Raw genomic sequence first — 23,766 nt, forward strand, 5'->3', positions numbered from 1 at the left:
GGACTCAATAGCACGCTTCGCGCTTATTTACGTTTTACTGCTGCACCAGCCTGCAGTGCCCACGGGCCCCATTGGGCGGCACCGGGTTGCTCACCTTTTGTCCACCATTTTGCGGCAAACGTTTGGCCGTTAAACGAAACACACTGTCCTGCAGTATACGTTGCGGCAGCAGACCAAGCTGGGCAGTTTGGCGCTGGCGTAATCACAGGCGCAGGTGTCGCGCTTGGCATCGTCGTTGGTGCGGCAGTTGGGGCTACCGTTGGTTTTGGCGTAATGACTGGCGTAGGGCTTGGAGTGCTATTTCCAGTGCAAGCGCCTACATCTTGCCATAAGGTTAAGCTGGCTTTTGGATTCCAGTTCGCACCGACATACGCCACATGCGTCGTACGCGCTTGATAGTTGCGACCATCAAAAGTTACCAAATCACCAGCAGTAAAAGTTTTACCTTCGCTCCATGCGGCATAGCAACCCCCTACCGGTGGCACTGGCGTAGGCGTTACCACCGGAGGTACGGTTGGTTTCGGCGTGACGACTGGCGGCATAGTTGGTTTTGGTGTCACCACCGGTGGCGTTGTTGGTAAGGGCGTCACAACAGGCTCGGTATTATCGCCCGCTGATTGTTTAGCCAAACGCACCGCAGCGGCCGCGTTCAAAATGCCAGCACCGCAGTTGCTGGTCGTGCACGTGCTACCACTTGGGAAAGCCGTTGCCGATTGTTTCAACAAACTCACGATGTCATTAAATTTAAGCTTTGGATTGGCGCTCAGCATCAGCGCCACCGCCGCAGCGACGTGAGGCGTCGCCATCGAGGTGCCATTCATACCGACATAGCCCGCGCCATTGGCCGACAAATCAACACGATCCAAGCTCTTATTCACCGTCGACGTAATCCGCGTTGAACCATTGCCGCCTGGAGCAGCCAGCGTCACTTTGCTACCAAAATTCGAATAACTGGCCTTTTCACCGGCTTTGCCGATAGCGCCAACGGTAATCACATTCGCGCAGTTGGCTGGCGTCGATTGCTGCGCATCTCGATTTTCATTGCCCGCCGCAACAACGATCGTTACACCCGCAGCCACCGCATCATTAATCGCCGACTGGTAAAAACTTGGACACGTGGCGGAGCTACCACCCAAGCTCATATTGATCACTTTGGCTGGATTCGGATTTGGAATCGTCGGGTGAATACCCGCGGCCCAACGGATGCCGTCGGTAATATCAATCGAAGAACCGCCGCCCTTACCCAAGACGCGCACTGGCAAAATCCGCGCATTGTAAGCACCACCAATCACACCCGTGCCGTTATACCCCAGCGCCGCAATCGTACCGGCGACGTGCGAACCATGGAAAGAGCTGCTGCCCGTGCGTTGGCAGATTTGATTGCTGACATCTGCGCTCGTGCACCAATCGCCTTGATCTAAGCCAGATGCAATCGGCGCAACTGTACGCGAACCCGTCGTCCAGTCGCACGAACCTGCGCGGTAGCAATCGCTAATAAATGAGTAACCCGACGACGCATAATTACCGCTTACGGGGCTTAGTTGCCCCAAATCAGGATGAGGTACAGCACCCGTATCAATCACGCCAACCACGACGCCTTGACCATTGACGTATTCCCAAGCGCCGATAAAATCCGCGCCGTAACTACTGCCCGGCATCACCGCCTGCAAGCCCCAAAGTGAGCTCCACAAACTATCAGTCGGTTGCGTCACGCCCATGGGGAACATCCAGACGTCCGCTTCCACCGATTCAAACTGGCCGCTTGCTTCGAGCTTTTTCAAATAGGCCTGCAAAGCCGCGCCCGATAAACCTTTTGGCAATTGCAATACTTGCGACTGGCCATCGCCCAGTGTCGACACATGTTTGGCTTGACCATTGCTCGCCTCGGCAATGGTTTGGCTGATGTCATCGGCACTGGCTGAGCGCATCATCAACGATGGCTTTAACTTCACCACGATACGATCAACGACTTCGGCCTGCGCCTGCGTGCCTAAAGCAGCGATCATCGCACCGAGCAATACGCGGTGTTTCAATTGCATTATGTCTCTCCATCCTATTATTTAAGTTTTGCCAATTTGGGGCGAACCGCACAGACCCATTGATAGCCAACACGGTCACAGTCAAGGCTGATTTGTAAACCCAAAGGCGAGGAGAGCTTATTGCAAATGTCATAAATACTGGTGCTAGGGCTTTCCCTAATCCAATACCAATTACACCAGCCGATCAACACAAAACAAAGGTATAGCCATGAAATCAATATTTCATATTACCTACAAGCAAATACATCAACGCAATTAAAAGCGAGCTATATCACACCAACAAAACCAAGCCCTGTCTCTATAGAGGACTATCCGTACGCACGCCGTTGTTCAATTCGCGATCAATTGACTGCGTCAAGCTCGACAAAGCCAGCCGCTGTTGCCCAGCTGCATCAAAATTATCGGCAGCCAACCAACGCGCATACACCGCCGACAGCGCAGGCCATTCACCATCGAGTATCGAAAACCACGCTGTATCGCGATTACGGCCTTTACTCACCCGCGCTTGGCGAAAAACGCCTTCAAACTGAAAACCCAAACGTAGCGCCGCACGGCGCGATGGTGCATTGAGCGCATTACACTTCCACTCATAGCGACGGTAACCCAGCGCAAATGCGTTTTGCATCATCAACACCATCGCCGCCGTCGCCAAGCGAGTACCTTGCAACGCCGGTGAAAAATGCAGATAGCCCACTTCAATGACGCCCACCGCTGGCTCAATCCGCAAATACGCCGCCAAACCCAAGGCCAGCCCGCTTGTCGCATCAACAATCGCATAAAACTGGGGATCATTGGCGGCTGCGCGTTGGGCAAGATACGCCAAGAAATCAGCCTGACTAGCAAACGGGCCTTCAGCAAAGTAAGTCCATAGCGCACCACTGTCCTCGCTAAACGCTTGCCACAACGCCGCACCATGGGCTGCAGGATTCAGCGGCTCAACACGGCAATCCCAGCCGCTCAAGGTCACATGCGGTGGAAACGGCGCAGGCTGCCAATTCGGTACGAGATCGCCGACCGGCTGATCAAATTCGTTTAAAACCATAAGTTACCTTTGCATGAAAGCGACTAAATCCGGGCTTTTCGTATTGGCAGCAACGCCAGCCTGATTTTCAGCGGTTTGGTTCTGGCTCAATTTAAATTTGCCATCGAGTGAGGTAATCGCAATTTCAATCCCGACAATCGCCGCCAGCATTTTCTGGATATATTCTGCTGGCGCATCGGCAATTTGCCACGGCTCGCCCCGCCCTGCTTCGTGCTGTGCGGTCATTTGATTGAGCAAAGTGAGCAGCCAATCGGCATCTTCAATCGCCTTCAGTGTTCCCTTCACTTGCACCACCGCGTAATTCCACGTCGGCACCACACGCGGGTCTTTGGCTTTGCTCGGAAAATACGATGGAGAAATATACTCATCACTCGCCCGAAACAAGGCCAGAATCGCTGAATCGGATTCTTGCCAGAGCGGATTTTTCCGTGCCACATGGCCGCGCAACACGCCCAATTCCGAGCCATCGTCATACCAATACAGCGGGATTAAGTTTGCATTTAATCCCTCCGAGGTCATCTGCACCAAGGTTGCTAATGGATTGTTAGCCATTAAATGCAGCAAACTAGCGCGATCTTTTTCTACAAAATGAGGTGGCGTATACATATCAGCACCCACATTCAATTGAGCTAGCGAGCAATACACCTGGCTCATCGCCCGTCGCAATCGCGTACCCATCACGCGGCCACCAGTCGATACCACCAATCAGCTCTTTCACCTGAAAGCCCAGTTTCGCTAATTTGTACGCGCCCCACGTCGAGCCGTTACAGCCGATGCCATCGCAATACGTCACATAGACTTTGCTGCGATCCCAGTTGGCGGTTGATTCAGCTGTCATCAATCGATGCGGAAATGAAATCGCCCCCGGAATATGTGCCGCTTGGTAGTGCGCCACGGAGCGCGTATCAATGACGACAATTTGCGGCTCTGCCGCGATTAAATCCGCCGCCAAATCTGCCGAATCGGTACGAAACTGCAATTGCGCAGCGAAAAATTGCTCAGACTCACTCGCCGTCGCGAGGCCACTCGATAAAACTGCACTCATCATCAACTCCTCAGTAAACCCATTCAGTTTCTACACACTTAGCACTTATTGGTATTCATCTAGGTCTCGCATCAAGCCTCGCGCTTCCGACCATGCCAGCCGAATCACCGGCACGACAGAGCCATCAGGCGCATGCCAAACATCAAGATCTTGTGTCTCTGCGCCGCACGCTTGATAAAACTCAATCGCATAGGTATTAATCACTATCGTCCATAAATAAAGCCCTAGCGCTGGATACACTGCATTGTTCCATTGTGCGATCGCCGCTAATAAATGCCGACCGACTCCACTACGCCGCTTATTGGCGGCAACATGTAGATTGTCAATATACGTGCCCCAGCGCGCATCGTGCCCGCCAAACGCGCAGGCAAATCCACACAATTCACCGTCGTTTTCAGCGAGCAAAATGCGTTGATTCGCTGCGGGCTGCTGCAAGCGGGTTTGCCACAAGGCCAAACGTTCTTGCGGAACTTGATCACACAAATACGCCGCGCTCAGTGACTGGTGATACGTCTGTTGCCAGTTCTTCGCATGCAGCGCCACAATTGCGGCGGCATCGTGTAGCGTTGCCTGTCGAATTCTCATTATCCCGCCCTCAACGCTGTTCATAGGCTTTACTGTAGCGGCATAATGGCCTTGTGTCGCAAACCAATTTTCACTAAGAAACCAGACCAATGTCCGCTTTGCCAATTTTGTTTGCCGCTGAATCTCAGCCGGATTTACCGCTGCACGAGCAACTGACTCGCACTTTACGACGCGCGATTCTGGCGGGGCATTTGCCACTCGATAGCCGTCTGCCTGCGACACGGGTTTTGGCGCAGGATTTGCAAGTCTCGCGCAGTACCGTTGAATTGGCATTTTCACGGCTAGAGGCCGAAGGCTATCTACGCCGCCAAGTGGGCGTTGGTAGTTTTGTCGCGATTGCAGCGCAGCCAAGCAAACCCCGCCCGCGCAAAACGGCTGCAGGTTTATCGCAACGTGGGCAATTGATTGTTGCAGCGGGCAGTTGCCGCGATGCGACCACACCATTCACCGCTTTTACCGCGGGTCAACCCGACCCCACCGCGTTCCCCCGCGAGCTATGGGGCAAACTGACGCAACAGCGCTGGAAAAAAGACGGCGAGCGCTTGATGCGCTATGGCGATTCGCAAGGTCTACCTGAGTTGCGCGAGGCGATTGCCGGCTATTTGGCGCAATCGCGCGGCGTGGCCTGCGATGCGGCGCAGATTTTAGTGCTGACCAGCTCACAGCAAGCCTTGCAGTTGATTGCCCAATTGCTGATTGATCCGAACGACACCGTATGGCTCGAGGAGCCCGGCTATTTGGGCGCGCGCAACGCGATGCGTTCGGCTGGTGCAAAAATCATTCCAGTTCCGGTCGATCACGACGGCATCAACACCGATCTATCTAGCACCCTATTACCACCCAAGCTAATCTATACAACGCCTTCGCACCAATACCCACTTGGCGTGACAATGAGTTTGCCGCGTCGAATGGCTTTGCTCGAACAAGCGAACCAACACAATGCATGGATTATTGAGGATGATTACGACAGCGAATTTAGCTACGATCAGCGCCCGCTGCCAGCGCTGCAAGGCTTGGATCAGCATGGTCGCGTGATTTATGTCGGTACGTTCAGCAAGGTCTTGTTTCCATCACTACGCATCGCATATCTCGTGTTGCCACCCGATTTGATGCCAGCTTTTGCCAATGCCCGCGCCGCGTTTGACGGCCACACGCCACAACTGGCGCAAGCGGTCACGGCGGATTTTATGACGCAAGGCCATTTCGCCGCGCACATCCGGCAAATGCGGCTGCTGTATCGCAGCCGCCGGGATTTACTGGTGGACTGCCTGCAACCGCTCGCGAGTGTAATTCGCCCCGTCAACGTCAATGGTGGCTTGCAGTTTGCGGTTGAAATCGAGGCCGAGCGCGAGTCGCAATGGACCGCCGCAGGCCAAGCGCAAGGCTTAGCGCTGCGGCCACTGTCACAATTTTACTATGACAAGGTAGAGAAAAACGGCTGGCTACTTGGGTATGCTGCGCTTAGCAATATTCAGATTAGCACAGCGGTAGATACACTCAAAAAATGTCTTCGATCAGTGGATTCAGTTTAATTAAATTCGCAGCAAAATTGGCTCCAAACTCAGCGATGTTTTTCTACTTCGGGCAACAAGGGCGGCGGTTCATCGGGTTCGTTGTCTTGCACTAAGAACTTCATCAATTCATCACTCGATTGCGGCATCGCGCCTTGCTCTGACCGAGGCACTAATTCAACCGCATCCAGCTCAGGCAAGATCGGCGCGCCACTAAAATCAGGCACAATCTCCAGCTCGACCGGTTTGGCTGGCGCAGCTGCGGCCATGCCAGAATCAAAATGATCAAATGGCGTCGCCGTTTTCTCGTTGGCCGCATCCATTTTGCGAATAAACAGCGGGTTTTCTGGATCGAGTTTATTGCCGATACTACGAATCAACTCCCAATCGCCTTCGTCTTTATGAATGGCTTTAAAACGATACGCCAAAGCGCTGTATTCGGTTTTCATCACCTGCTGACGGAATACACGAAATAGCATCAACCAGCGCTCAGTGTCTTCGGGAACCTCATCAATTGCGGAATAAAGCAAATCAATCGCTTTGAGCGTTTCACCCTGGGCTAAATAGTATTGCGCCTGATCGAGATGATTATCGAGCTCTTCTTTCACCTCGAAGCCCGATTGGGTTTTCTTGCCGCTAGCGCCAAATAAAGACATCACCGTATTGGGCGACTGCTGCGCCATCGTATGACCGACTTTAGCTTGAATGATGCTCATAATGCTGCGGTTCAAATCGACACCATCATTAATGTCCTCATGAGCCCAGCGCTCGGCCTGCTCTTGCATTTTGCGGCGCCACCAAACAATGCAACCGCCCACCCCAGCCAGACCCAATAGCCACCATGCCCAACGCCAATTGGTGCTCGGTTCAGCAACAGGCTCGATTTGAGTAGGCGGCGCAGCTTGTACGGTTTGCACCACTCTTTTCGGCGTAGTCGCGGCCACTTGCGCGGCGCTAGCCTGCGCCACTGCAGCAGGATAACTCGCAACCGCCGCACTGGCGCTCTTGGCGTTGGCCAATTGAATTTGCGTCATTTTGATATCGAGCTCAGCCAGCTCGAGTTGCAATTGTTTTTTCAGCTCGGTCAGCGTGACAATTTTTTCTTCTAACTCTTTAACATACGCCTCGGGATTTTGCTGGGGATTGATTGGCGCTACCGCAGGCTTTTTGCTCGCCTCGCCGTCTTCTAATCTAAGCTGCCCCGTTTCTTTCAGTGGCACGTCAGACGCCACTTTGGCAGTCGCCAATTTCGGCCGTGGCGGCACCACGAGTGGGCTGCCCGCGGTAATCAGCGTTTCGGTCGTCGCAACATCAGGATTGGCTTGCTTTAAGCGATTCAGGTATTTCTGGTATTGCGGCGTATCTACCGCGTAATAGCGCGCCGCCACTGCCGCCAGCGTCGTGTCTTTTTTTGCGGTGGCTGGTTTAAGCTCAGGACGAATTTTAAAGGTTTCAAGCGGACGGGCGGCACTCGTGCTGGCTAATTCATTTAACGGTGCTGGGTCTAAAAACACCGTAAATTCACGACTTAATTGCTGCGTACCACATTGAATATGCAAATTGAGCGCCACGACAGGCTCACTCATTTTTTGATTAGAACTAATGATAATGGTGCCTGTATTGCCATCGCCAATCGGCCGAATTTGCACATCGCTACTGCCGATATACGGCAAATCACCGCCAGCCGGAGCAATCGTAATGCAATCGGCCAAACTCGTTTCGCTTGGCGATAGCTGATAATTCACTGCGCCCTTAAAACGCTGGCCCAAAAAAGATTGAGGCTGTAATTCACCTAAACTGAGCGCACTCACCGGAGCAGCAAGGCTAAATAAAAAAATCGCCAATGAGCGTTTAATCGGCATATTCGGGCACATTTGCAAACCTTTCCTGCTTTTGTAAGCAGATTGACATGTTTGTTATGTTTCCTTTGTAGACCGATTTCAGCACAAACCAAGGGCAAAAATAAACCATGCGCCTGCAACGCTTATTTTGCGTTGCACAAAAGATAAAAACTTCTCAATATCAGAGATTTAATGCGTTTGTCTGCCAACGACGCGAGCAGTCAACGCGCGAGCAAAGCTTACTGCAACAAGGAAAGCGTACTCCCGCAAGCAATACGCTATCGGCTAGCCACAAAACGTAGCACAACACATAACAGCCCCAACACACCAAACAGCGCCGCCAGCCGATACGCCAATTGCGCGCCATCAACAAACTCTTGCCCATGAAACAACGAGGTTAACTGAGGGTCTTGGCGAGAAACCAAAATTTGATAATACTGATCGATCTGCATTGCATCCCAAGTCGCTTTCTCCACATTGGCTTGGCTTTCGAATGGCAAGCTAGTCAAGGGATGGGTGTATTGATAATGCAATGTATAGCGAGTTGGGCCTTTTTCCTCAAAACCACGATCCTTATGTATACCACTCGAAGTGAACGTTGTTTTATCACTCAAACGGGCAACCGCAATCAATTGCTCACCCAATAACGCCTGCGCATTAGCATCTTGTCGTTTCCCGATAAACAGTAAAGCAATACACAATAAGCCAAATAAAATAGCAAATGGAAGCGCAATGTCTTTCAACAAAGAGAGCATAGATATCCTGTTTGGTAACCTGTCTTACGATGTGAATGTAATACGAATTAGTTTGCTAGCTAGATTGTAGGATAGCCCTTTCTGGAATTTCCCAGCAATTTAGCTTAGGTGAATTGTGGCAATCGGATGGCGCATAGCCTGCTGCGCAGGCGGAAAACCGGCGGTTTCGCCCGCCTGACGAGTTAGGGGTGGTCTTGCCCCACCCCTAACAACCCCCGCGCGCCCGATCGCCGCGAAACCCCGCTTGAAAAAGCCACGGCGAGGCGCCGCAAAACTCGCCGCGCGCTAGCGTCGCGCAGCTCAAACAGTCGCGTCTTAAAATGGCCCTAGGCCACAGTCTCCGCTAAGGCAACAAGTTGCCAAGCTCCGCCATGCCTTGCCAACCGCCTCCCGAACGGCGCGGCTCCACGGGCAATCCGTTCTAATTAGCGAATGGGTGTATCAACGTGAGCATTGATAAATAAAGATTTCAGAGCAACACACCAACCATGTATATATCTTGATGGCGGATCTGGGGCTTAAATTCCCGTGTAGCGAAAACCGCAGCGAGGAGGGAGACAAACAGCTTTATCGTTTGGCTCACGACGAAGCAAGGGCAGTAACGTAGGTCCGATTAGCGAAGCGTAATCGGACGTATGCCATACTGATATATAGCGATCTATGAGTTCATCAAATGCCCAATTACCGACGAGCTTTTACTCCTGGTGGAACATGGTTTTTCACCGTCAATTTATTGCAACGGCATGGTAATGATCTATTGGTGCGTGAAATTGATCTACTGCGCCAAAACGTGCACGACGTCAGACGAAAGTACCCATTTTGGATTGATGCATGGGTCGTATTGCCCGACCATTTGCACGCAGTTTTAACCTTGCCTGCAGGCGATAGCGATTTCAGTTTGCGTTGGCGTTTGATTAAAAGTGGTTTCTCTCGTGCTTTGCCTAAAACCGAACGCATATCCGCTGTACGCGAAGCGGCGGGTGAGCGTGGAATTTGGCAACGACATTATTGGGAGCATTTGATTCGGGATGAAGTTGATTTTCAGCGGCATGTTGATTATGTGCATGCCAACCCCTTGAAACATGGTTATGTATCTCGTGTGATTGATTGGCCATATTCAACGTTTCATCGCGCGGTAGCGGCAGGTATTTATCCGATAGATTGGTGCGGCAATAGTGATTCGGTCGTAGTAGGTGATAAATGACACGGGCGTAGGGGCGATTAGCGTAGCGTAATCGCCCGTGGGATGCGTGGTGCACGAAGTCTCCGATTACGCTTCGCTAATCGGAGCTACGAGTTCTAAAAATCCAATTTTTCTCGAACTAACAATCGAAATGCTTTTTTCTGTTCAATAGCCCTGTTACCAATTTCTTTAAGGTATGAGTACACCCTCTCACCCTCCCCCCTAGACTCAAGAGAACTATTTAACTCTGAAAGAGTTGCAATAAATTTCTTATGCAAAGATTCAAGTTCAACATCAAAAAATTTACCAGCAGCATAATTGGAGTTACTCAAATAATTTAGGATATGGGCTTGGTATTGAGAACCGAAAATTCCTTTCCCAATCTCATTAACAAAGAACTCTAATGACTGTTCTGACAATATAGACTCATACAATTTTGCCAGATCGGCATCAGCTTTCCTTCGATCAATTTCTTTTCTGCTTTTATCAAGTTTTACTCGAGCTTGTTGTTCTTCAACTATTGCATCCGCAATTGCTTGCCTTTTTACTTTAATTTGCTCAAGTTCTGTTGCTTGAAGTTCCGAACGTTTCTTTCTTCCTGTAGACGAAAATCTCAATAGCAAAACTTCAAGCCACGGGAGCGCAACAATATAAAACAACACAGAAATTAGCGTGTACAATATAGAATTAAGAGTAACATTCTCTTCTATAAATTTAATTGCTTCTGCATAAGTGAAGCGTCCATAAAAGAAGAATACTACTACCTTCCAATGCACAGCTAAAAATGAGATTACAAAAGGCGCAAAAAACATTCCTTTATAGCGTTGCTTTATATCAGCATGTATCTCTTCAATTAATGTTGTTATGGACATAACTCTTCATTTTTCATAATCGATTTTAAATAATACATCAATGCGCCTCTTCCCAACTCATCCCCACGCCCACTTCCGCAAGCAATGGCACATTCAATTTCGCAACGCCCGCCATAATCTCTGGCAATTTGGCTTTCACCAATTAAATTCGCTTTCCAGCACTTCTAAAATCAATTCATCATGTACTTTCAACAGCCTCGTAGGGCAATTGAATAGACTCCTTTCTGCTAATTTAATAATCTAGGTATTTCATCATCAGTTTGATAAAAAGTGGTTGCTTGAGCTATTTTATTATTAGCTTCCAAATCAGAAATCACTCCCTGCTCAGCCAACCACTTGAACTTAGCAATCTCTTGATTAAGTGTGTTTTCTGAGTTAAAGCCACCATACCAATCTAACAATTGTTGCTGCTTACGAATTCGAATTTCTTCAAGAATGCTATCATGATTCTTATCTTGAATAACCCAAACTCCGCCATGCTCATTCTGCATAACAGTAAACTTAACTTTTGTATAAAAAGAAATTGCAACACAGGCAATTCCAATCGGAAGCCATAATAGCCAGCCATTCATCACCAATCCAATTAGACCAACAGCCATCCACACATAGCCAACATTTCGTAACCAAGTATTTTCATCAATTCTAATTGAGGTTTTTTTCGAAATATTAGCATACGGAATGTCAACATCTGCAGAACCTGATTTGTCCTCATAGGCAAAATTGAGTGCATCTTTATTAAAAGTAAATATATGCTTATGAGAAATCTTCTTTTGTTCTATTTTCATAGAAACCTCATTCATAATAAATTCAATCAATAGGACATTATTGTTCAGTCAAGTATGGTTTTTTGAGTAAAAATCACCACTCTAAATCATCTTAAAATATTACTATATTGCCAATCAAAATAGTGCCTAATAATTTTAAGACGTTCACCAAATGCAACAACTTAAGACCTTTATCAAAAAACGTCGGTTGTGCTAAATGAAATGCAGCCCAACGTTCACCGCGATTATTGGGCTTCGCAAGCTCAGCACCAACCTACAAAATCCAAACATTGAAAAACGCTTAATGCGCCTCTTCCCAATTCATCCCCACGCCCACTTCCGCCAATAGCGGTACATTCAATTTCGCCACACCCGCCATAATCTCCGGCAATTTGGTTTTCACTAATTCCAATTCGCTTTCTGGCACTTCTAAAATCAATTCATCGTGCACTTGCAACAGCAATTTAGTTTGCAATTGCTCTGCCACCAACCAATCCGCCACCGCAACCATCGCCAATTTAATCAAATCGGCGGCGGTGCCTTGCATTGGGCCGTTGATGGCGGCGCGCTCAGCCCCTGCGCGGCGGGCGGCGTTACTCGATTTGATTTCGGGTAGCCACAGGCGGCGGCCGAATACGGTTTCCACATAGCCTTGTTCGCGAACGATTTGCCGCGTTTGCTCCATGTATTCAGCCACGCTAGCAAAGCGATTGAAATAACGCTCGATAAAGGTTTTCGCCGCTTCGCGGGTGATTTCGAGTTGCGCGGCCAAGCCAAACACGCCCATGCCGTAAATCAAGCCAAAGTTAATGCTCTTGGCGTAGCGGCGTTGCTCGCTGGTCACTTCTTCCAGCGGCACACCAAACACCTCGGCGGCGGTGGCTTTATGGATGTCGTGGCCGAGTTCAAAGGCTTTGAGCATCGCAGCGTCATTCGATAAATGCGCCATGATGCGCAACTCAATCTGGGAGTAATCGGCTGAAACCAGCTTGTAGCCTGGCGCAGCGATAAATGCCTCGCGAATTTTTCGCCCTTCAGCGGTGCGAACAGGGATGTTTTGCAGATTAGGATCGGATGAACTCAAGCGCCCGGTGACGGCGACGGTTTGGTTAAAACTGGTGTGGACGCGGCCGGTTTTCGGGTTGATCATCAGCGGCAGTTTGTCGGTGTAGGTCGATTTGAGTTTACTCAGGCTGCGGTGTTCGAGCAGCACTTTGGGCAGCGGATAATCTTTGGCCAATTCGGTGAGCACTTCTTCATCCGTTGATGGCGCGCCTTTCGGCGTTTTTTTGACCACCGGCAGTTTGAGTTTTTCAAAGAAAATCTCACCGAGTTGCTTGGGTGAACCGAGGTTAAACGGCTGACCCGCCAGCTCGTAGGCTTGGTTTTCCAATTCAATCAAGCGCAAGCCAATATCGTGGCTTTGCCGCTGTAATAGCGCGGCATCGAGCAAGATGCCGTTGCGCTCCATCGTGTACAGCACCGCGCGCGATGGCATTTCGATATCGCGGTAAACTTCGAATAATTTTTCAGTTAGGCGAGGTTTGAGGGTATGCGCCAGACGCAAAGTAATATCAGCGTCTTCCGCCGCATACTGCGTGGCAGTCTCGACATCGACTTCGGCAAAGCCGATTTGCTTGGCGCCTTTACCGCAAATGTCTTCGTACTTGATCGTCGTTTCGCCGAGCTCGCGCGCGGCTTGGTCGTCCATATTGTGCTTTTCGTGGCTAGCGAGCACGTAGGACATCAGCAGTGTATCGTCGCTAATTCCTGCCAACGTGATGCCATAATTGGCTAAAACATGCTGATCGTACTTTAAGTTCTGGCCGACTTTATGATGCGTCGTTGATTCTAGCCACGGTTTCAGTAGTGCCAAAGTGGCGTCCAACGGCAATTGCTCGGGATGATCGGGCCCCGTATGCGCCAACGGTAAATAGGCCGCTTCGCCCGCTTTAACTGAAAACGACATCCCGACCAAATGTGCCTGCATCGCGTCTAAACTCGTCGTTTCGGTATCAAATGCGGTCAGTTCGGCGGCGTTGATTTTGGCGAGCCATTCGCTGAGTTTGGCCGCGGTGTTGATCGTTTCGTAGTGACGCTCAATAATAGGCTTGGGTATCTCTTGCAACTCATTCTGAATCAATGGCTCAGTAGCAATACCATCGACAATATCCGCAAATAAATCGCCACTACTGCCCACCGCAGCTGGTGCGACTTGCGCTGTAGGCGTTGACGCGACGCGGCTTTCCATTTCACGCGTCCAAGTACGAAAGCCAAAGCGTTTAAACAGCGCCAATAAGGTCGCACTATCCTCGGGCGTCGTTTGCAAATCGACAATGCCATTGGGTAACTCGGCGCTCAAATCCACATCGCATTTAATCGTTACCAATTGCTTGGCCATCGGCAGCCACGCCAAACTATCGCGCAGGTTTTGGCCGACCACGCCTTTGATGTCGTCAGCATGCGCGATTAGATTATCGAGCGTTTGGTATTCAGCCAACCATTTGGCGGCGGTTTTCGGGCCGCATTTGGGCACGCCCGGCACGTTGTCGACGGTATCGCCGACCAAAGTCAGATAATCAACAATTTGCTCCGGCCAGACATTAAATTTGGCAAACACTTCATCACGGCGCAGCACTTCTTCGGTCATGCTATTTTCGATGCGGGTGTAGTCATCAACGAGCTGGGCCATGTCTTTGTCGCCGGTCGACATAATCGTCGTGATGCCTTGGCGGCTGGCTTCGCGCGCCAAGGTTCCGATCACATCGTCAGCCTCTACGCCACTGACCATCAAAATCGGGATACCAAATGCCGCGACGGCTTGATGAATCGGCTCGATTTGCACGCGCAATTCATCCGGCATCGGTGGGCGCTGTGCTTTATATTGCTCATATAGCTCATCGCGGAAAGTCTTTCCTTTAGCATCGAACACGCACGCGATATAATCCGCCGGCGTTTGCTGCCGCAGTTTTTTCAGCATATTCACAAAGCCGAATACTGCATTGCTAGGAGTACCATCGGGCGCGGAAAGGTCGCGAATCGCGTGAAAAGCGCGATATAAATAAGATGATCCATCAATTAAAAGCAGCGTCGCCATGCGAGATTTCTCTATACTGTTGTAAGAATGAAGTGTTGCAGCGTGCATTATACGCCCGCGGGGCGTTCAGCAACGTCGCGAAAACTCAAAGCCATCAGCAAGATTGATGTTGAGTCTAACCGTCGTTTTGTACCCGCCCACTAGCGATGAACTTATTTTGCCTACCCCCAAGGATAAACCATGCGTAGCCTCATCATTAGCCTCAGCCTATTACTAGCCTACCCCGCTGTTGCCGCGGACGTCGCCGACACACCGCCACCGATGCCAGCGGAAAGCAGCGAAGATCAACCCAAAGCCGATATTCGCGTCATACAACGCGGCGATGTCACGATGACTGAATACCGCATCAACGGTCACCTCTACCAAATTAAAGTGCAGCCTGCCGTGGGCCCAGAATATTATTTGGTAGATCCAAATGGCCGCGGTAATTTTGTACGTCAAAGTGGGCCAACTGAAAATATCGCCGTACCACGCTGGGTTTTATTCCGCTGGTAATCGGCTTGGCAAAACAGCAGGCCAGAGGCTAATTGCCGTGCTTTTGTTTTGCCCTACTCGCACTGTTGATTCATACTGCGCACCTACGCGAAATACACTGCAATCTCGAGAGTACTCATGTCTGTTTTTACTACTGTCAGCAACGATGACATCGTCCCTTTTCTACAACGCTATTCACTGGGGCAACTGGTAGAGCTCAAAGGGATTTCAGCGGGTGTGACCAATACCAATTATTTTGTCACCACCACGCATGGCCGTTATGTGCTGACCTTGTTTGAAACGCTGCGTGCCGACGAATTACCGTATTACGTCAATTTGATGGTGCATCTGGCGCAGCACGGCATCGCTGTGGCAGCGCCGATTGCCAATTTACAGCATCAATACATCGATGAACTCAACGGCAAACCAACGCTGCTAGTGCCTTGCCTACCGGGCGCAGTCATCGACAATCCCAATGCAGAACAATGCGGCCAAGTTGGCGAAATGCTGGCACAAATGCATTTGGCTGCAGCAAGCTACAGCGGCAAAATGGACAATCCACGCGGCCCGCAATGGTGGTCAGCCACAGCGCAGAAGATGTATCCATTTATGAGCGAAGCTGACGCAGCACTATTGCACGCCGAAGTCGCATTGCAATCCGAGCATAAATTCGATCAACTCCCGCAAGGCGTGATTCACGCCGATTTATTTCGCGACAATGCATTGATGAATGGCGATCAGGTCGGCGGCTTTATCGATTTTTACTACGCTTGCAACGATATTTTGCTGTACGACTTGGCGATTACACTCAACGATTGGTGTGTGCTTGAGAATGGCGATATCGATGATGCGCGTGCACGCGCGATGCTGGCGGGTTATCAATCGGTGCGCCCACTCACTGAGGCTGAAATGGCCGATTGGCCGATTATGCTGCGTGCTGCCGCGTTACGTTTCTGGGTATCGCGTTTGCTTGATTTTTACCAGCCAGCAGAAGGTGAAATGACCTTTGCCAAAGACCCAAGTCATTTCCAACGCGTGATTGCTCATCACGCCGCACGACAAAACTTCTGGATGAATTAATGTCATTTTCAGCCACCGACTTGCAAACACATCACTCTGCTTTGCTGCGTTATGCGCTGTTTCAATTGGGCGATGCGCAGTTGGCCGAAGATGTGGTGCAAGAAACGCTGTTGGCTGCGCTCGAAAAGCCAGAGTCATTTTCTGGGCAATCGAGCTTAAAAACATGGCTAATGGGCATATTGAAGTACAAAGTGCTGGATGTGCATCGCCGCCGCTATCGCGACCCGCAGTTCATTTCACCGCTGATCGACGAAGAAAACGACCGCAGTGATTTTGATGTGTTGTTCGATACATCGGGGCACTGGGGCTCAGAAGCACCGCGTAACTGGGGCAAACCCGAAGCCCATCTCGAAGACCGTCATTTCTGGCAAACGTATGAATTATGCGCCACCAAAATGCCGCGGCGCACGGCAATGGTGTTTGCGATGCGCGAGGTGATGGAACTTGAAATGAGCGAGATTTGTAATCAATTGGAAATTAGCACGACTAATTGCTCAGTCCTTTTGTATCGTGCTCGGATGAGTTTGCGTCTGTGCTTAGAACAAAATTGGTTTGAATCCAGCATCGTGGGGCATTCTTGATGCTTAAATGCCGCGAAGTTTCTTTTTTACTCTCCGAAGCGCAAGACCGCCCACTTAGCGTGGGTGAGGCACTTCAATTACGTATTCATTTATTGATGTGCAAAAAGTGCAGCAATTTTGCGCGTCAACTCAAAGTGATTCGACTCGCTTGCCAAAAGAAAGCGAACGACGAAGATCTTCATTAAGCCCAAATTATGTTGAGCGAATTCCTACAGCAACTTCAGCCATGGGCTGAATCACACAGTCTATTGTTCGGCAACGACACCGCCGCCTACTGCATAGATCAACGCCGCCGCTATCAAGGCCAAACGCTCGCAGTTGCGCGGCCAAACTCAGTGCAGCAACTGGCTGAAATCGTGCAGCTGTGCGCGCAATTTCACATTGCGATGGTGCCACAAGGCGGTAATACCAGTTTATGCGGCGCAGCAACGCCGGATCAAACGGGGCAAAACATCATTATTTCATTCGAACGAATGAATCAGATTATTGAAGTCGACGCCGACAACAATACGATTACCGTCGAGGCGGGCGTGACGCTACAGCAAGTGCAACAAGCGGCACTGGCTGCCAACCGACTATTTCCTGCTAACTGGGCCGCTGCAGCCAGTTGCCAAATCGGCGGCGCACTGGCCACCAACGCGGGCGGCGTCAATGTCTTGCGCTACGGTAATATGCGCGAACTCACGCTCGGGCTTGAGGTCGTTCTTGCCGATGGTACGATCTGGAACGGGCTGCGCGGTTTACGCAAAGACAATACCGGCTATGATCTTAAGCAGCTGTTTGTTGGAGCAGAGGGCACGCTCGGCCTGATAAGCCGCGCAGTATTGCGACTCTATCCCTTACCGACGGCACACGCGACGGCTTTGGTTGCGGTTGATTCGCCAGCAGATGCGGTGACTTTGCTGCGTGATTTACAAGCCAAAGTCAGCGATCGAATTACCTCGTTTGAACTGATCTCACGCCCTTGCTTAACACTACTGCACCAACACTTTCCCAAGCTCAGCTCGCCCTTTGAGCAGGCACCAGAATGGTGTGTCTTACTTGAATTATCTGATGGCGGTGACAGCGAGCATTTGCTTGAACTACTGGCGACGATATTGTTTGAAGCCGGCTTTGAACAAGCCTATGTGGCACAAAACCAACGCCAAGCGGCTGATTTTTGGCGCTTACGTGAACACATTCCCGAGGCGCAGCGCTTAGAAGGTGTGAGCATTAAGCACGACATCAGCCTTCCAGTCGGAGCGATACCGCAATTTTTAGCTGAATGCGAATCTCACATCATTTTGCAATATCCAGACGCTAATATCGTTGCCTTTGGCCATTTGGGTGACGGTAATTTGCATTACAACCTATTTCTTAGCGACAAAACGGCTTTAATTTATCAGCAAGAGGCGGTAATTAATGCCATTGTTTATCAATTAGTGGCTCAATACAATGGCAGCATCAGCGCCGAACACGGTATAGGCCAGCTCAAAAAATCGGTATTACGCGAATATCGCAGCAACACCGAACTTCTATTAATGAACAGCATCAAGCAGACGCTTGATCCCTTGGGTTTGATGAACCCCGGTAAAGTATTAATCTAAGTTTACGCTTACAATAAATTCGTACCTAGTTACAAAAGCTGACTTCGCGTATGCTGATGGGCTAATATTTTTGCTTACCACACGTTTGTTGATAATGAGTCGCTATGGATAGCTCCACCACTACATCGGCCGCCCATGCATTTGATTGGCATGTGAGCGAAAACCAAGCTCATTTTGACCCGCTACTTGACTGCTTGGTCGAGCTCACTAGGCTGCACGGCTCGCCGTGGACACATGAAGCTTTATCGGCAGGCTTGCCGCTGGTAGAAAATCGACTCACGCCCTCTTTACTGCCACGTGCCGCGCATCGCGCCGGATTGTCGGCCCGTGTACTGCGCCGCAATTTGGATGAAATTCCTGAGCGACTACTTCCCGCCATTTTATTGCTGAATGACAAACGCGCCTGCCTTTTGCTCGAACGCTTGCCCGATGGTCAATGCAAAGTTCGCTTCCCCGAAGGGGGCGAATCCGTTGAAACGCTCAGCGAAGCAGAGCTACGCGAGCTCTACACCGGCCTGACACTGATTGTTCGCCCGCGTTTTCGCTTTGATTTACGCACGCCCGAAATGGGAAAAATTCGCGAGCGCCATTGGTTTTGGGGCGTGGTATTTGATAACTGGCGAATTTACCGCGATGCTCTAATCGCCGCACTACTCATCAATATCTTTGCGCTAGCGATGCCACTGTATTCGATGAATGTATACGACCGCGTCGTCCCCAATCACGCGATGGAAACACTTTGGGTGTTGGCCTTAGGCGCAATCCTCGTTTTGGGCTTTGATTTTGTGCTACGTACCGCACGTGGTTATATTTTGGATGTCGCCTCCAAACGTATCGACGTTACCCTCTCGGCGCTGATTATGGAGCGCGTACTCGGCATCCGCATGAGCGCCCGCCCCGCTTCGGTCGGCTCATTCACCGCCAATTTGCGCGCCTTTGAATCGGTCCGTGATTTTATTGCCTCAGCATCGATCACCACCTTGGTGGATTTGCCCTTTGTGCTGATTTTCTTCTTAGTTTTAATCTGGATTTCACCGTGGCTGGTCTTGCCACCGTTGATTGGTGCCATTCTGATCGTTGTGTTTGCTTGGCTGGCGCAAGCCAAAATGAATCAACTGGTTGAACTCACACAACGCGCCTCGGCGCAGCGCAATGCCACACTAGTTGAAAGTATGGTCGGCCTTGAAACGATCAAAATCATGGGCGCAGAGAGCGAAATGCAGCGCCGCTGGGAGCGAGCCACGCAGTTCTTGGCGCAAATCGGCGGTCGCCTCAAGCTAATGTCAACCACCACAGTCAATTTTGCACAAGCGATTACCCAATTGGTCTCGGTGGTCATTGTGATTGTTGGGGTTTATTTACTGATCGAAGGGCAACTCAGTATGGGTGGCATTATCGCCGCCTCGATGTTGGCAGGTCGCGCGATGGCGCCGCTAGGGCAAGTCGCTGGGCTATTGATGCAATACCAAAATGCCAAGACTTCACTTGGTGCAGTGGAATCGCATATGCAAATGCCAATCGAGCGCCCAGCAGATAGCAATTTCTTACACCGTGAATCGTTCCGTGGCGATATCGAATTTCGTAATGTGACTTTCAAATACGAAGGCCGCGATGATATTGCACTCAATAACGTCAGTTTTAAAATGAAAGCCGGTGAGAAACTCGCCATTATCGGCCGAATTGGCTCGGGCAAGTCCACCATCGAAAAACTGATTTTAGGACTGTATCAGCCTACAGAAGGCGCAGTACTTATCGATGGAATCGATACCCGCCAAATCGACCCTGCCGAACTACGCCGCGCAGTCGGCTATGTACCGCAAGACCCGCTGCTCTTTTTTGGTACTTTGCGCCAAAATATCGCGATGGGTGCACCGTATGCAGAAGACAGCCACATCATTGCGGCAGCTGATTTAGCCGGGATTTCTGACTTTGTGAACGCACACCCGCGTGGCTTTGAAATGCCGATTAGCGAACGTGGCGAGTCCTTATCCGGTGGGCAACGCCAAGCGATTTCGATTGCCCGTGCTGCGCTAAATGACCCACCGATTTTCATGCTCGACGAGCCGAGCAGCGCAATGGATCACCAAAGCGAAGAGCGCCTCAAATCACGCTTACGCACTTATTTGGTCGGCAAAACAATGATTTTGGTCACGCACCGCACCTCGCTGCTTGAGCTTGTTGATCGCCTCATCGTCATTGATCAAGGCCAACTGATGGCCGATGGGCCAAAAGCGCAAGTCGTCGAAGCCTTGCAACAAGGCCGCATCGGCAAGGCTGGGGGCGCAGCATGAGCAAACCAGAACAAAAAATCGTCGCAGTGCTAGCCCGCCGCCGCAGCGGTAAAGCTAGAGGTACCGTATGAACAAAATCCTAATGATGCTCAAAAAAGGCTGGGATGGCCTGCAAAACAAGAGCAATGAATGGTTTGACCGCTATTTATTTGCCACTGAGAAACGCGATTTAATTGATGATAGGGATTTCATTGCCGATGCCGACAACGTCATTATGGAGCAAAGCCCACGCGGTGCGCGTTTACTGATTCGCACCGCCGCATTAGCAGTGTTGGTGCTCATCCTTTGGGCGGCGTTTGCCAAAATTGATGAAGTCACTAAAGGCGATGGCCGTGTAATTCCATCCAGTGAATTGCAAGTCATTCAAAGCCTAGACGGCGGTATGGTAAAAAGCATCTTGGTGCAAGAAGGCCAGGCAGTAAAAAAAGGCGACCTACTGATCACCATCGACTCAACTCGCTTTGAATCGTCACTCAATGAAGGGCGTGCTCAGTATTTATCGCTCAAAGCCAAAGCCGCCCGTTTGGATGCAATTGCAAACAGCAAGACCTTTGAAATGCCGGCAGAAGTCGAAAAAGAAACGCCCGATATCGCAGCTCAAGAAAAAATACTCTACCAATCCAAAATGGCCGAACTCGATGCCAGCTTGGGTGTAGCGCGGCAACAACTGAATCAACGTACGCAAGAGTTGAATGAAGTCCGCGCTCGCCGCGAGCAAGCGAGCCAAGGTTACCAGTTAACCAAAAAAGAACTCGATGCTACCCGCCCATTATTGAAAAGCGGCGCGGTATCAGATGTTGAAGTATTACGATTAGAGCGTGATGTATCGCGCTACAAAGGCGAGATGGACGGGGCCTCTGCTCAAATACCCCGCATCCAAGCATCGATTGCCGAAGCTAGCCGCAAGGTACAAGAAGTGGAACTGATGTTCCGTAACCAAGCCCGCACCGAGCTAGCAGAAACGCTAGGAAAGCTAGGTAGCCTTACCCAAGGCAATTTGGGTCTTGCTGATCGCGTCAAACAATCCGAAATTCGCTCGCCGATGGATGGTACGGTACAGCAATTATTCGCCAATACCGTTGGTGGTGTCATACAGCCCGGTAAAGACATTATTGAAATCGTACCTGCCGGTGAAAGCCTGCTACTCGAAGCCAAAGTGATGCCCAAAGACATTGCCTTCTTACGTGTTGGTCAACCGGCTCTGGTGAAATTCTCAGCGTATGACTTCTCAATTTATGGCGGGCTCGAGGCCGAAGTGGTCAATATCAGCGCGGACACGGTCAAAGATGAAAAAGGAAATGCCTTCTATTTGGTTCGAGTCAAAACAAAGCAGAGTTATTTGCAAAAAGACGGTAAACGTCTCCCGATTATTCCCGGCATGATGGCTGAAGTTGATATTTTAACGGGTAAGAAAACCATCTTATCTTACTTAATCAAGCCGGTACTCCGCGCTAAATCCTCTGCATTGACTGAACGATGAGCCAAATCATTTATTTTTATAGCAACGACGCTGGCTTACTCAGACACTGGCAAGCCACATTTGACCACGTCGAACCGGTCACGCAAGCATGGTCTCACCCTAGCGACAGCATTGCCGTAGTCGATAGCCAATACCCAGATTTACCGACTTGGGATAATCCGATTTGGGCGCGCCGGATGGCGCATCAGCGCGTGATCGTCGTCAATACCAACCCAAGCGACGAAGAAGGCTATGCCGCTCTGCTGGCTGGCGCGGCCGCATATTGTCATGCGGCGGCACCGAAAGAGCTGCTGCAACAAGTGCTCAGTGCGGTCAATTCAGGCGAAATTTGGGCGGGCCGCAGCCTGGTGATGCGCTTACTCAAAGCCGTCAATCAGCTTCCAGCCAAGATTGATCCACTCACTAGCCTATCAGAGCGAGAACGCGAAGTCGCATACCTCGCCGCACGCGGACAAAGCAATAAAGAAATCGCCCGCACACTCAACATTACCGAGCGTACCGTCAAAGCACACCTCAGTGCCTGCTTTGAGAAACTAAACATCAACGATCGCGTGCAGCTCGCGCTTAAAGTCAACGGCATCAATTAAAAATTTAAATTGTAACTTTAGTACAATCGAATTTTTCATTCAGCACATGTAAACTCTGCGTTAGCTTAAACTAACCTTGGTTTTTATCATGGCCTCGCAACATCGCATCGCTGTACCTGAAAATAGCCGAAAAGAAATCTTTGTCCTTGAAGGGCGCGGCCATATTCAAGATGCAGATGGGCGACTACATCCACTTGAAGCAGGGATGGCTCTGGAAACAGGCCAAATTATTGTCACCGGCTCAAATGAACACCTTAGTATTGGACTACCCAACGGCCAAATCACTCAGCTCAATCCAGACAGCCGCGTACTGATTGACGAAGAGCCAGCCCAGCCGCCACCAGCGGTCAATCTAGCAGCACCTAGCCTTGATCCGATTATTGAAGCGCTCAATAGCGGCAAAGATTTATCTGTCGAACTCGACCCAACCGCAGCGGGCCTCAATGCTGGCACTAGCAATAACGAAGGCAATAGCTTTGTTCGTTTAGAACGCATCAACGAGCAATTAAACCCATTGCAATTTAATTTTCCGTTCAGCCAAGGCAGCAGCAATTTTAGTCAATTGAATGAACCCATCTCAGAGACCCGCGTTATTGTCGAACTAGCCCTCAGTGAAGACTTTGGTCGCGTAAAAGAAGATGTCAAACTCAGTAGCCAAGGCGTTTTATTAATTACAGGTAGCAATGCAGAACAGGCAGTCTTTGAAACCCAAGTCGACACCATCGGCACTTTTGGCAAATTCAGCCTCAACGAAAGAGGAGAATGGACTTATACGCTCAATAACAGCGCCGACAATGTCCAAGCTTTGGCTGAGGGTGAAACGAAAACCGAAACCTTCACCGTACAATTAGCCGACGGCACCAGCAGCAACGTCACCATTACGATTATCGGCACGAATGATGTCGCCAATATCGGCAATGGCGTCGGCGATTCGGATCGCGGCACCGTGCAAG

General features: G+C 50.3%; 21 protein-coding genes and 1 pseudogene. 11 read left to right on the forward strand and 11 right to left on the reverse strand.

Translation table 11 applies throughout. From position 1 onward, the window contains the following. Positions 1-23: 23 nt before the first annotated feature. The 5 genes from GM173_RS11600 to GM173_RS11620 all read right to left on the reverse strand — a co-directional run bounded on the left by GM173_RS11600 (position 24) and on the right by GM173_RS11620 (position 4,711). Positions 24-2,039 carry a S8 family serine peptidase gene (locus GM173_RS11600; protein ID WP_203571545.1) on the reverse strand — a complete coding sequence of 672 codons (2,016 nt, stop codon included), beginning with the start codon at positions 2,037-2,039 and terminating at the stop codon, positions 24-26. A gap of 298 nt (positions 2,040-2,337) precedes the next feature. Then, entirely contained in the window at positions 2,338-3,081 is a 744-nt protein-coding gene (locus GM173_RS11605) for a GNAT family N-acetyltransferase (protein WP_203571546.1), read from the reverse strand. Between the two features lie 3 nt (positions 3,082-3,084). Next, positions 3,085-3,687, reverse strand: a complete 603-nt coding sequence (locus GM173_RS11610) for an FMN-binding negative transcriptional regulator (protein ID WP_203571547.1) — start codon at positions 3,685-3,687, stop codon at positions 3,085-3,087. A 1-nt stretch (position 3,688) separates the two neighbouring features. Then, entirely contained in the window at positions 3,689-4,126 is a 438-nt protein-coding gene (locus GM173_RS11615) for a rhodanese-like domain-containing protein (RefSeq protein WP_203571548.1), read from the reverse strand. A gap of 45 nt (positions 4,127-4,171) precedes the next feature. Next, positions 4,172-4,711 (reverse strand): GNAT family N-acetyltransferase, encoded by a 540-nt coding sequence (locus GM173_RS11620; RefSeq protein WP_203571549.1) that lies wholly within the window; start codon positions 4,709-4,711, stop codon positions 4,172-4,174. A gap of 89 nt (positions 4,712-4,800) precedes the next feature. Between GM173_RS11620 and pdxR the strand changes: the two genes are divergently transcribed. Then, positions 4,801-6,243 (forward strand): MocR-like pyridoxine biosynthesis transcription factor PdxR, encoded by a 1,443-nt coding sequence (pdxR, locus tag GM173_RS11625; RefSeq protein ID WP_203571550.1) that lies wholly within the window; start codon positions 4,801-4,803, stop codon positions 6,241-6,243. A 29-nt stretch (positions 6,244-6,272) separates the two neighbouring features. On the opposite strand, the gene GM173_RS11630 is transcribed toward pdxR, so the two are convergent. Both GM173_RS11630 and GM173_RS11635 read right to left on the reverse strand, forming a co-directional pair. Beyond that, positions 6,273-8,096, reverse strand: coding sequence for a type IV pilus assembly protein FimV (locus tag GM173_RS11630; protein WP_203571551.1), 1,824 nt, complete (start codon positions 8,094-8,096; stop codon positions 6,273-6,275). A gap of 245 nt (positions 8,097-8,341) precedes the next feature. Further along, complete coding sequence (locus GM173_RS11635) at positions 8,342-8,818, reverse strand: hypothetical protein (protein ID WP_203571552.1); 477 nt, start codon at positions 8,816-8,818, stop codon at positions 8,342-8,344. Between the two features lie 673 nt (positions 8,819-9,491). On the opposite strand from GM173_RS11635, the gene GM173_RS11640 reads away from it, so the two are divergent. Further along, on the forward strand, positions 9,492-10,022 hold the full coding sequence (locus GM173_RS11640; RefSeq protein ID WP_203571553.1) for an REP-associated tyrosine transposase: 531 nt from the start codon (positions 9,492-9,494) through the stop codon (positions 10,020-10,022). A 95-nt stretch (positions 10,023-10,117) separates the two neighbouring features. Here GM173_RS11640 and GM173_RS11645 read toward each other — a convergent pair whose 3' ends face one another. The 4 genes and pseudogenes from GM173_RS11645 to polA form a co-directional block, all read right to left on the reverse strand. Beyond that, positions 10,118-10,873: a hypothetical protein gene (locus tag GM173_RS11645; protein WP_203571554.1), complete on the reverse strand. Its 756-nt coding sequence runs from the start codon at positions 10,871-10,873 to the stop codon at positions 10,118-10,120. A 37-nt stretch (positions 10,874-10,910) separates the two neighbouring features. Continuing rightward, positions 10,911-11,068, reverse strand: a pseudogene (locus tag GM173_RS16410) (DNA polymerase); the annotation flags it as partial. Positions 11,069-11,100: 32 nt separating this feature from the next. Then, positions 11,101-11,658, reverse strand: a complete 558-nt coding sequence (locus GM173_RS11650) for a hypothetical protein (protein ID WP_203571555.1) — start codon at positions 11,656-11,658, stop codon at positions 11,101-11,103. A gap of 280 nt (positions 11,659-11,938) precedes the next feature. Beyond that, on the reverse strand, positions 11,939-14,734 hold the full coding sequence (polA, locus tag GM173_RS11655; protein ID WP_203571556.1) for a DNA polymerase I: 2,796 nt from the start codon (positions 14,732-14,734) through the stop codon (positions 11,939-11,941). A gap of 180 nt (positions 14,735-14,914) precedes the next feature. On the opposite strand from polA, the gene GM173_RS11660 reads away from it, so the two are divergent. From GM173_RS11660 to GM173_RS11700, 9 genes are all read left to right on the forward strand, one after another. Further along, complete coding sequence (locus GM173_RS11660) at positions 14,915-15,229, forward strand: DUF2782 domain-containing protein (protein WP_203571557.1); 315 nt, start codon at positions 14,915-14,917, stop codon at positions 15,227-15,229. 117 nt (positions 15,230-15,346) lie between these two features. Further along, positions 15,347-16,288 carry a homoserine kinase gene (locus GM173_RS11665; RefSeq protein ID WP_203571558.1) on the forward strand — a complete coding sequence of 314 codons (942 nt, stop codon included), beginning with the start codon at positions 15,347-15,349 and terminating at the stop codon, positions 16,286-16,288. Next, the gene (locus tag GM173_RS11670) at positions 16,288-16,869 is read left to right on the forward strand and encodes a sigma-70 family RNA polymerase sigma factor (RefSeq protein ID WP_203571559.1); all 582 of its coding nucleotides are present in this window, start codon (positions 16,288-16,290) and stop codon (positions 16,867-16,869) included. Before GM173_RS11665 ends, GM173_RS11670 begins: the two co-directional genes overlap by 1 nt. After that, positions 16,869-17,054, forward strand: coding sequence for a zf-HC2 domain-containing protein (locus GM173_RS11675; protein ID WP_203571560.1), 186 nt, complete (start codon positions 16,869-16,871; stop codon positions 17,052-17,054). The genes GM173_RS11670 and GM173_RS11675 overlap by 1 nt, the downstream gene beginning before the upstream one ends. 9 nt (positions 17,055-17,063) lie before the next feature. Then, complete coding sequence (locus GM173_RS11680; protein WP_203571561.1) at positions 17,064-18,455, forward strand: FAD-binding oxidoreductase; 1,392 nt, start codon at positions 17,064-17,066, stop codon at positions 18,453-18,455. 104 nt (positions 18,456-18,559) lie between these two features. After that, positions 18,560-20,746, forward strand: coding sequence for a type I secretion system permease/ATPase (locus tag GM173_RS11685; RefSeq protein ID WP_203571562.1), 2,187 nt, complete (start codon positions 18,560-18,562; stop codon positions 20,744-20,746). Between the two features lie 67 nt (positions 20,747-20,813). Continuing rightward, positions 20,814-22,226: an HlyD family type I secretion periplasmic adaptor subunit gene (locus tag GM173_RS11690; protein ID WP_203571563.1), complete on the forward strand. Its 1,413-nt coding sequence runs from the start codon at positions 20,814-20,816 to the stop codon at positions 22,224-22,226. After that, the gene (locus tag GM173_RS11695; protein ID WP_203571564.1) at positions 22,223-22,813 is read left to right on the forward strand and encodes a response regulator transcription factor; all 591 of its coding nucleotides are present in this window, start codon (positions 22,223-22,225) and stop codon (positions 22,811-22,813) included. Before GM173_RS11690 ends, GM173_RS11695 begins: the two co-directional genes overlap by 4 nt. 88 nt (positions 22,814-22,901) lie before the next feature. Then, on the forward strand, positions 22,902-23,766 hold an 865-nt coding region (locus tag GM173_RS11700), incomplete at its 3' end, for a retention module-containing protein (protein WP_203571565.1).

The organism is Deefgea chitinilytica, assembly GCF_016881405.1.
Taxonomy (GTDB): domain Bacteria; phylum Pseudomonadota; class Gammaproteobacteria; order Burkholderiales; family Chitinibacteraceae; genus Deefgea; species Deefgea chitinilytica.

Excerpts from the sequence above, each read along its gene's own strand:
- GM173_RS11600 (WP_203571545.1), bottom strand. The coding sequence starts at position 2,039 with ATGCAATTGAAACACCGCGTATTGCTCGGTGCGATGATCGCTGCTTTA.
- GM173_RS11605 (WP_203571546.1), bottom strand. The coding sequence starts at position 3,081 with ATGGTTTTAAACGAATTTGATCAGCCGGTCGGCGATCTCGTACCGAAT.
- GM173_RS11610 (WP_203571547.1), bottom strand. The coding sequence starts at position 3,687 with ATGTATACGCCACCTCATTTTGTAGAAAAAGATCGCGCTAGTTTGCTG.
- GM173_RS11615 (WP_203571548.1), bottom strand. The coding sequence starts at position 4,126 with ATGAGTGCAGTTTTATCGAGTGGCCTCGCGACGGCGAGTGAGTCTGAG.
- GM173_RS11620 (WP_203571549.1), bottom strand. The coding sequence starts at position 4,711 with ATGAGAATTCGACAGGCAACGCTACACGATGCCGCCGCAATTGTGGCG.
- pdxR (WP_203571550.1), top strand. The coding sequence starts at position 4,801 with ATGTCCGCTTTGCCAATTTTGTTTGCCGCTGAATCTCAGCCGGATTTA.
- GM173_RS11630 (WP_203571551.1), bottom strand. The coding sequence starts at position 8,096 with ATGTGCCCGAATATGCCGATTAAACGCTCATTGGCGATTTTTTTATTT.
- GM173_RS11635 (WP_203571552.1), bottom strand. The coding sequence starts at position 8,818 with ATGCTCTCTTTGTTGAAAGACATTGCGCTTCCATTTGCTATTTTATTT.
- GM173_RS11640 (WP_203571553.1), top strand. The coding sequence starts at position 9,492 with ATGCCCAATTACCGACGAGCTTTTACTCCTGGTGGAACATGGTTTTTC.
- GM173_RS11645 (WP_203571554.1), bottom strand. The coding sequence starts at position 10,873 with ATGTCCATAACAACATTAATTGAAGAGATACATGCTGATATAAAGCAA.
- GM173_RS11650 (WP_203571555.1), bottom strand. The coding sequence starts at position 11,658 with ATGAAAATAGAACAAAAGAAGATTTCTCATAAGCATATATTTACTTTT.
- polA (WP_203571556.1), bottom strand. The coding sequence starts at position 14,734 with ATGGCGACGCTGCTTTTAATTGATGGATCATCTTATTTATATCGCGCT.
- GM173_RS11660 (WP_203571557.1), top strand. The coding sequence starts at position 14,915 with ATGCGTAGCCTCATCATTAGCCTCAGCCTATTACTAGCCTACCCCGCT.
- GM173_RS11665 (WP_203571558.1), top strand. The coding sequence starts at position 15,347 with ATGTCTGTTTTTACTACTGTCAGCAACGATGACATCGTCCCTTTTCTA.
- GM173_RS11670 (WP_203571559.1), top strand. The coding sequence starts at position 16,288 with ATGTCATTTTCAGCCACCGACTTGCAAACACATCACTCTGCTTTGCTG.
- GM173_RS11675 (WP_203571560.1), top strand. The coding sequence starts at position 16,869 with ATGCTTAAATGCCGCGAAGTTTCTTTTTTACTCTCCGAAGCGCAAGAC.
- GM173_RS11680 (WP_203571561.1), top strand. The coding sequence starts at position 17,064 with ATGTTGAGCGAATTCCTACAGCAACTTCAGCCATGGGCTGAATCACAC.
- GM173_RS11685 (WP_203571562.1), top strand. The coding sequence starts at position 18,560 with ATGGATAGCTCCACCACTACATCGGCCGCCCATGCATTTGATTGGCAT.
- GM173_RS11690 (WP_203571563.1), top strand. The coding sequence starts at position 20,814 with ATGAACAAAATCCTAATGATGCTCAAAAAAGGCTGGGATGGCCTGCAA.
- GM173_RS11695 (WP_203571564.1), top strand. The coding sequence starts at position 22,223 with ATGAGCCAAATCATTTATTTTTATAGCAACGACGCTGGCTTACTCAGA.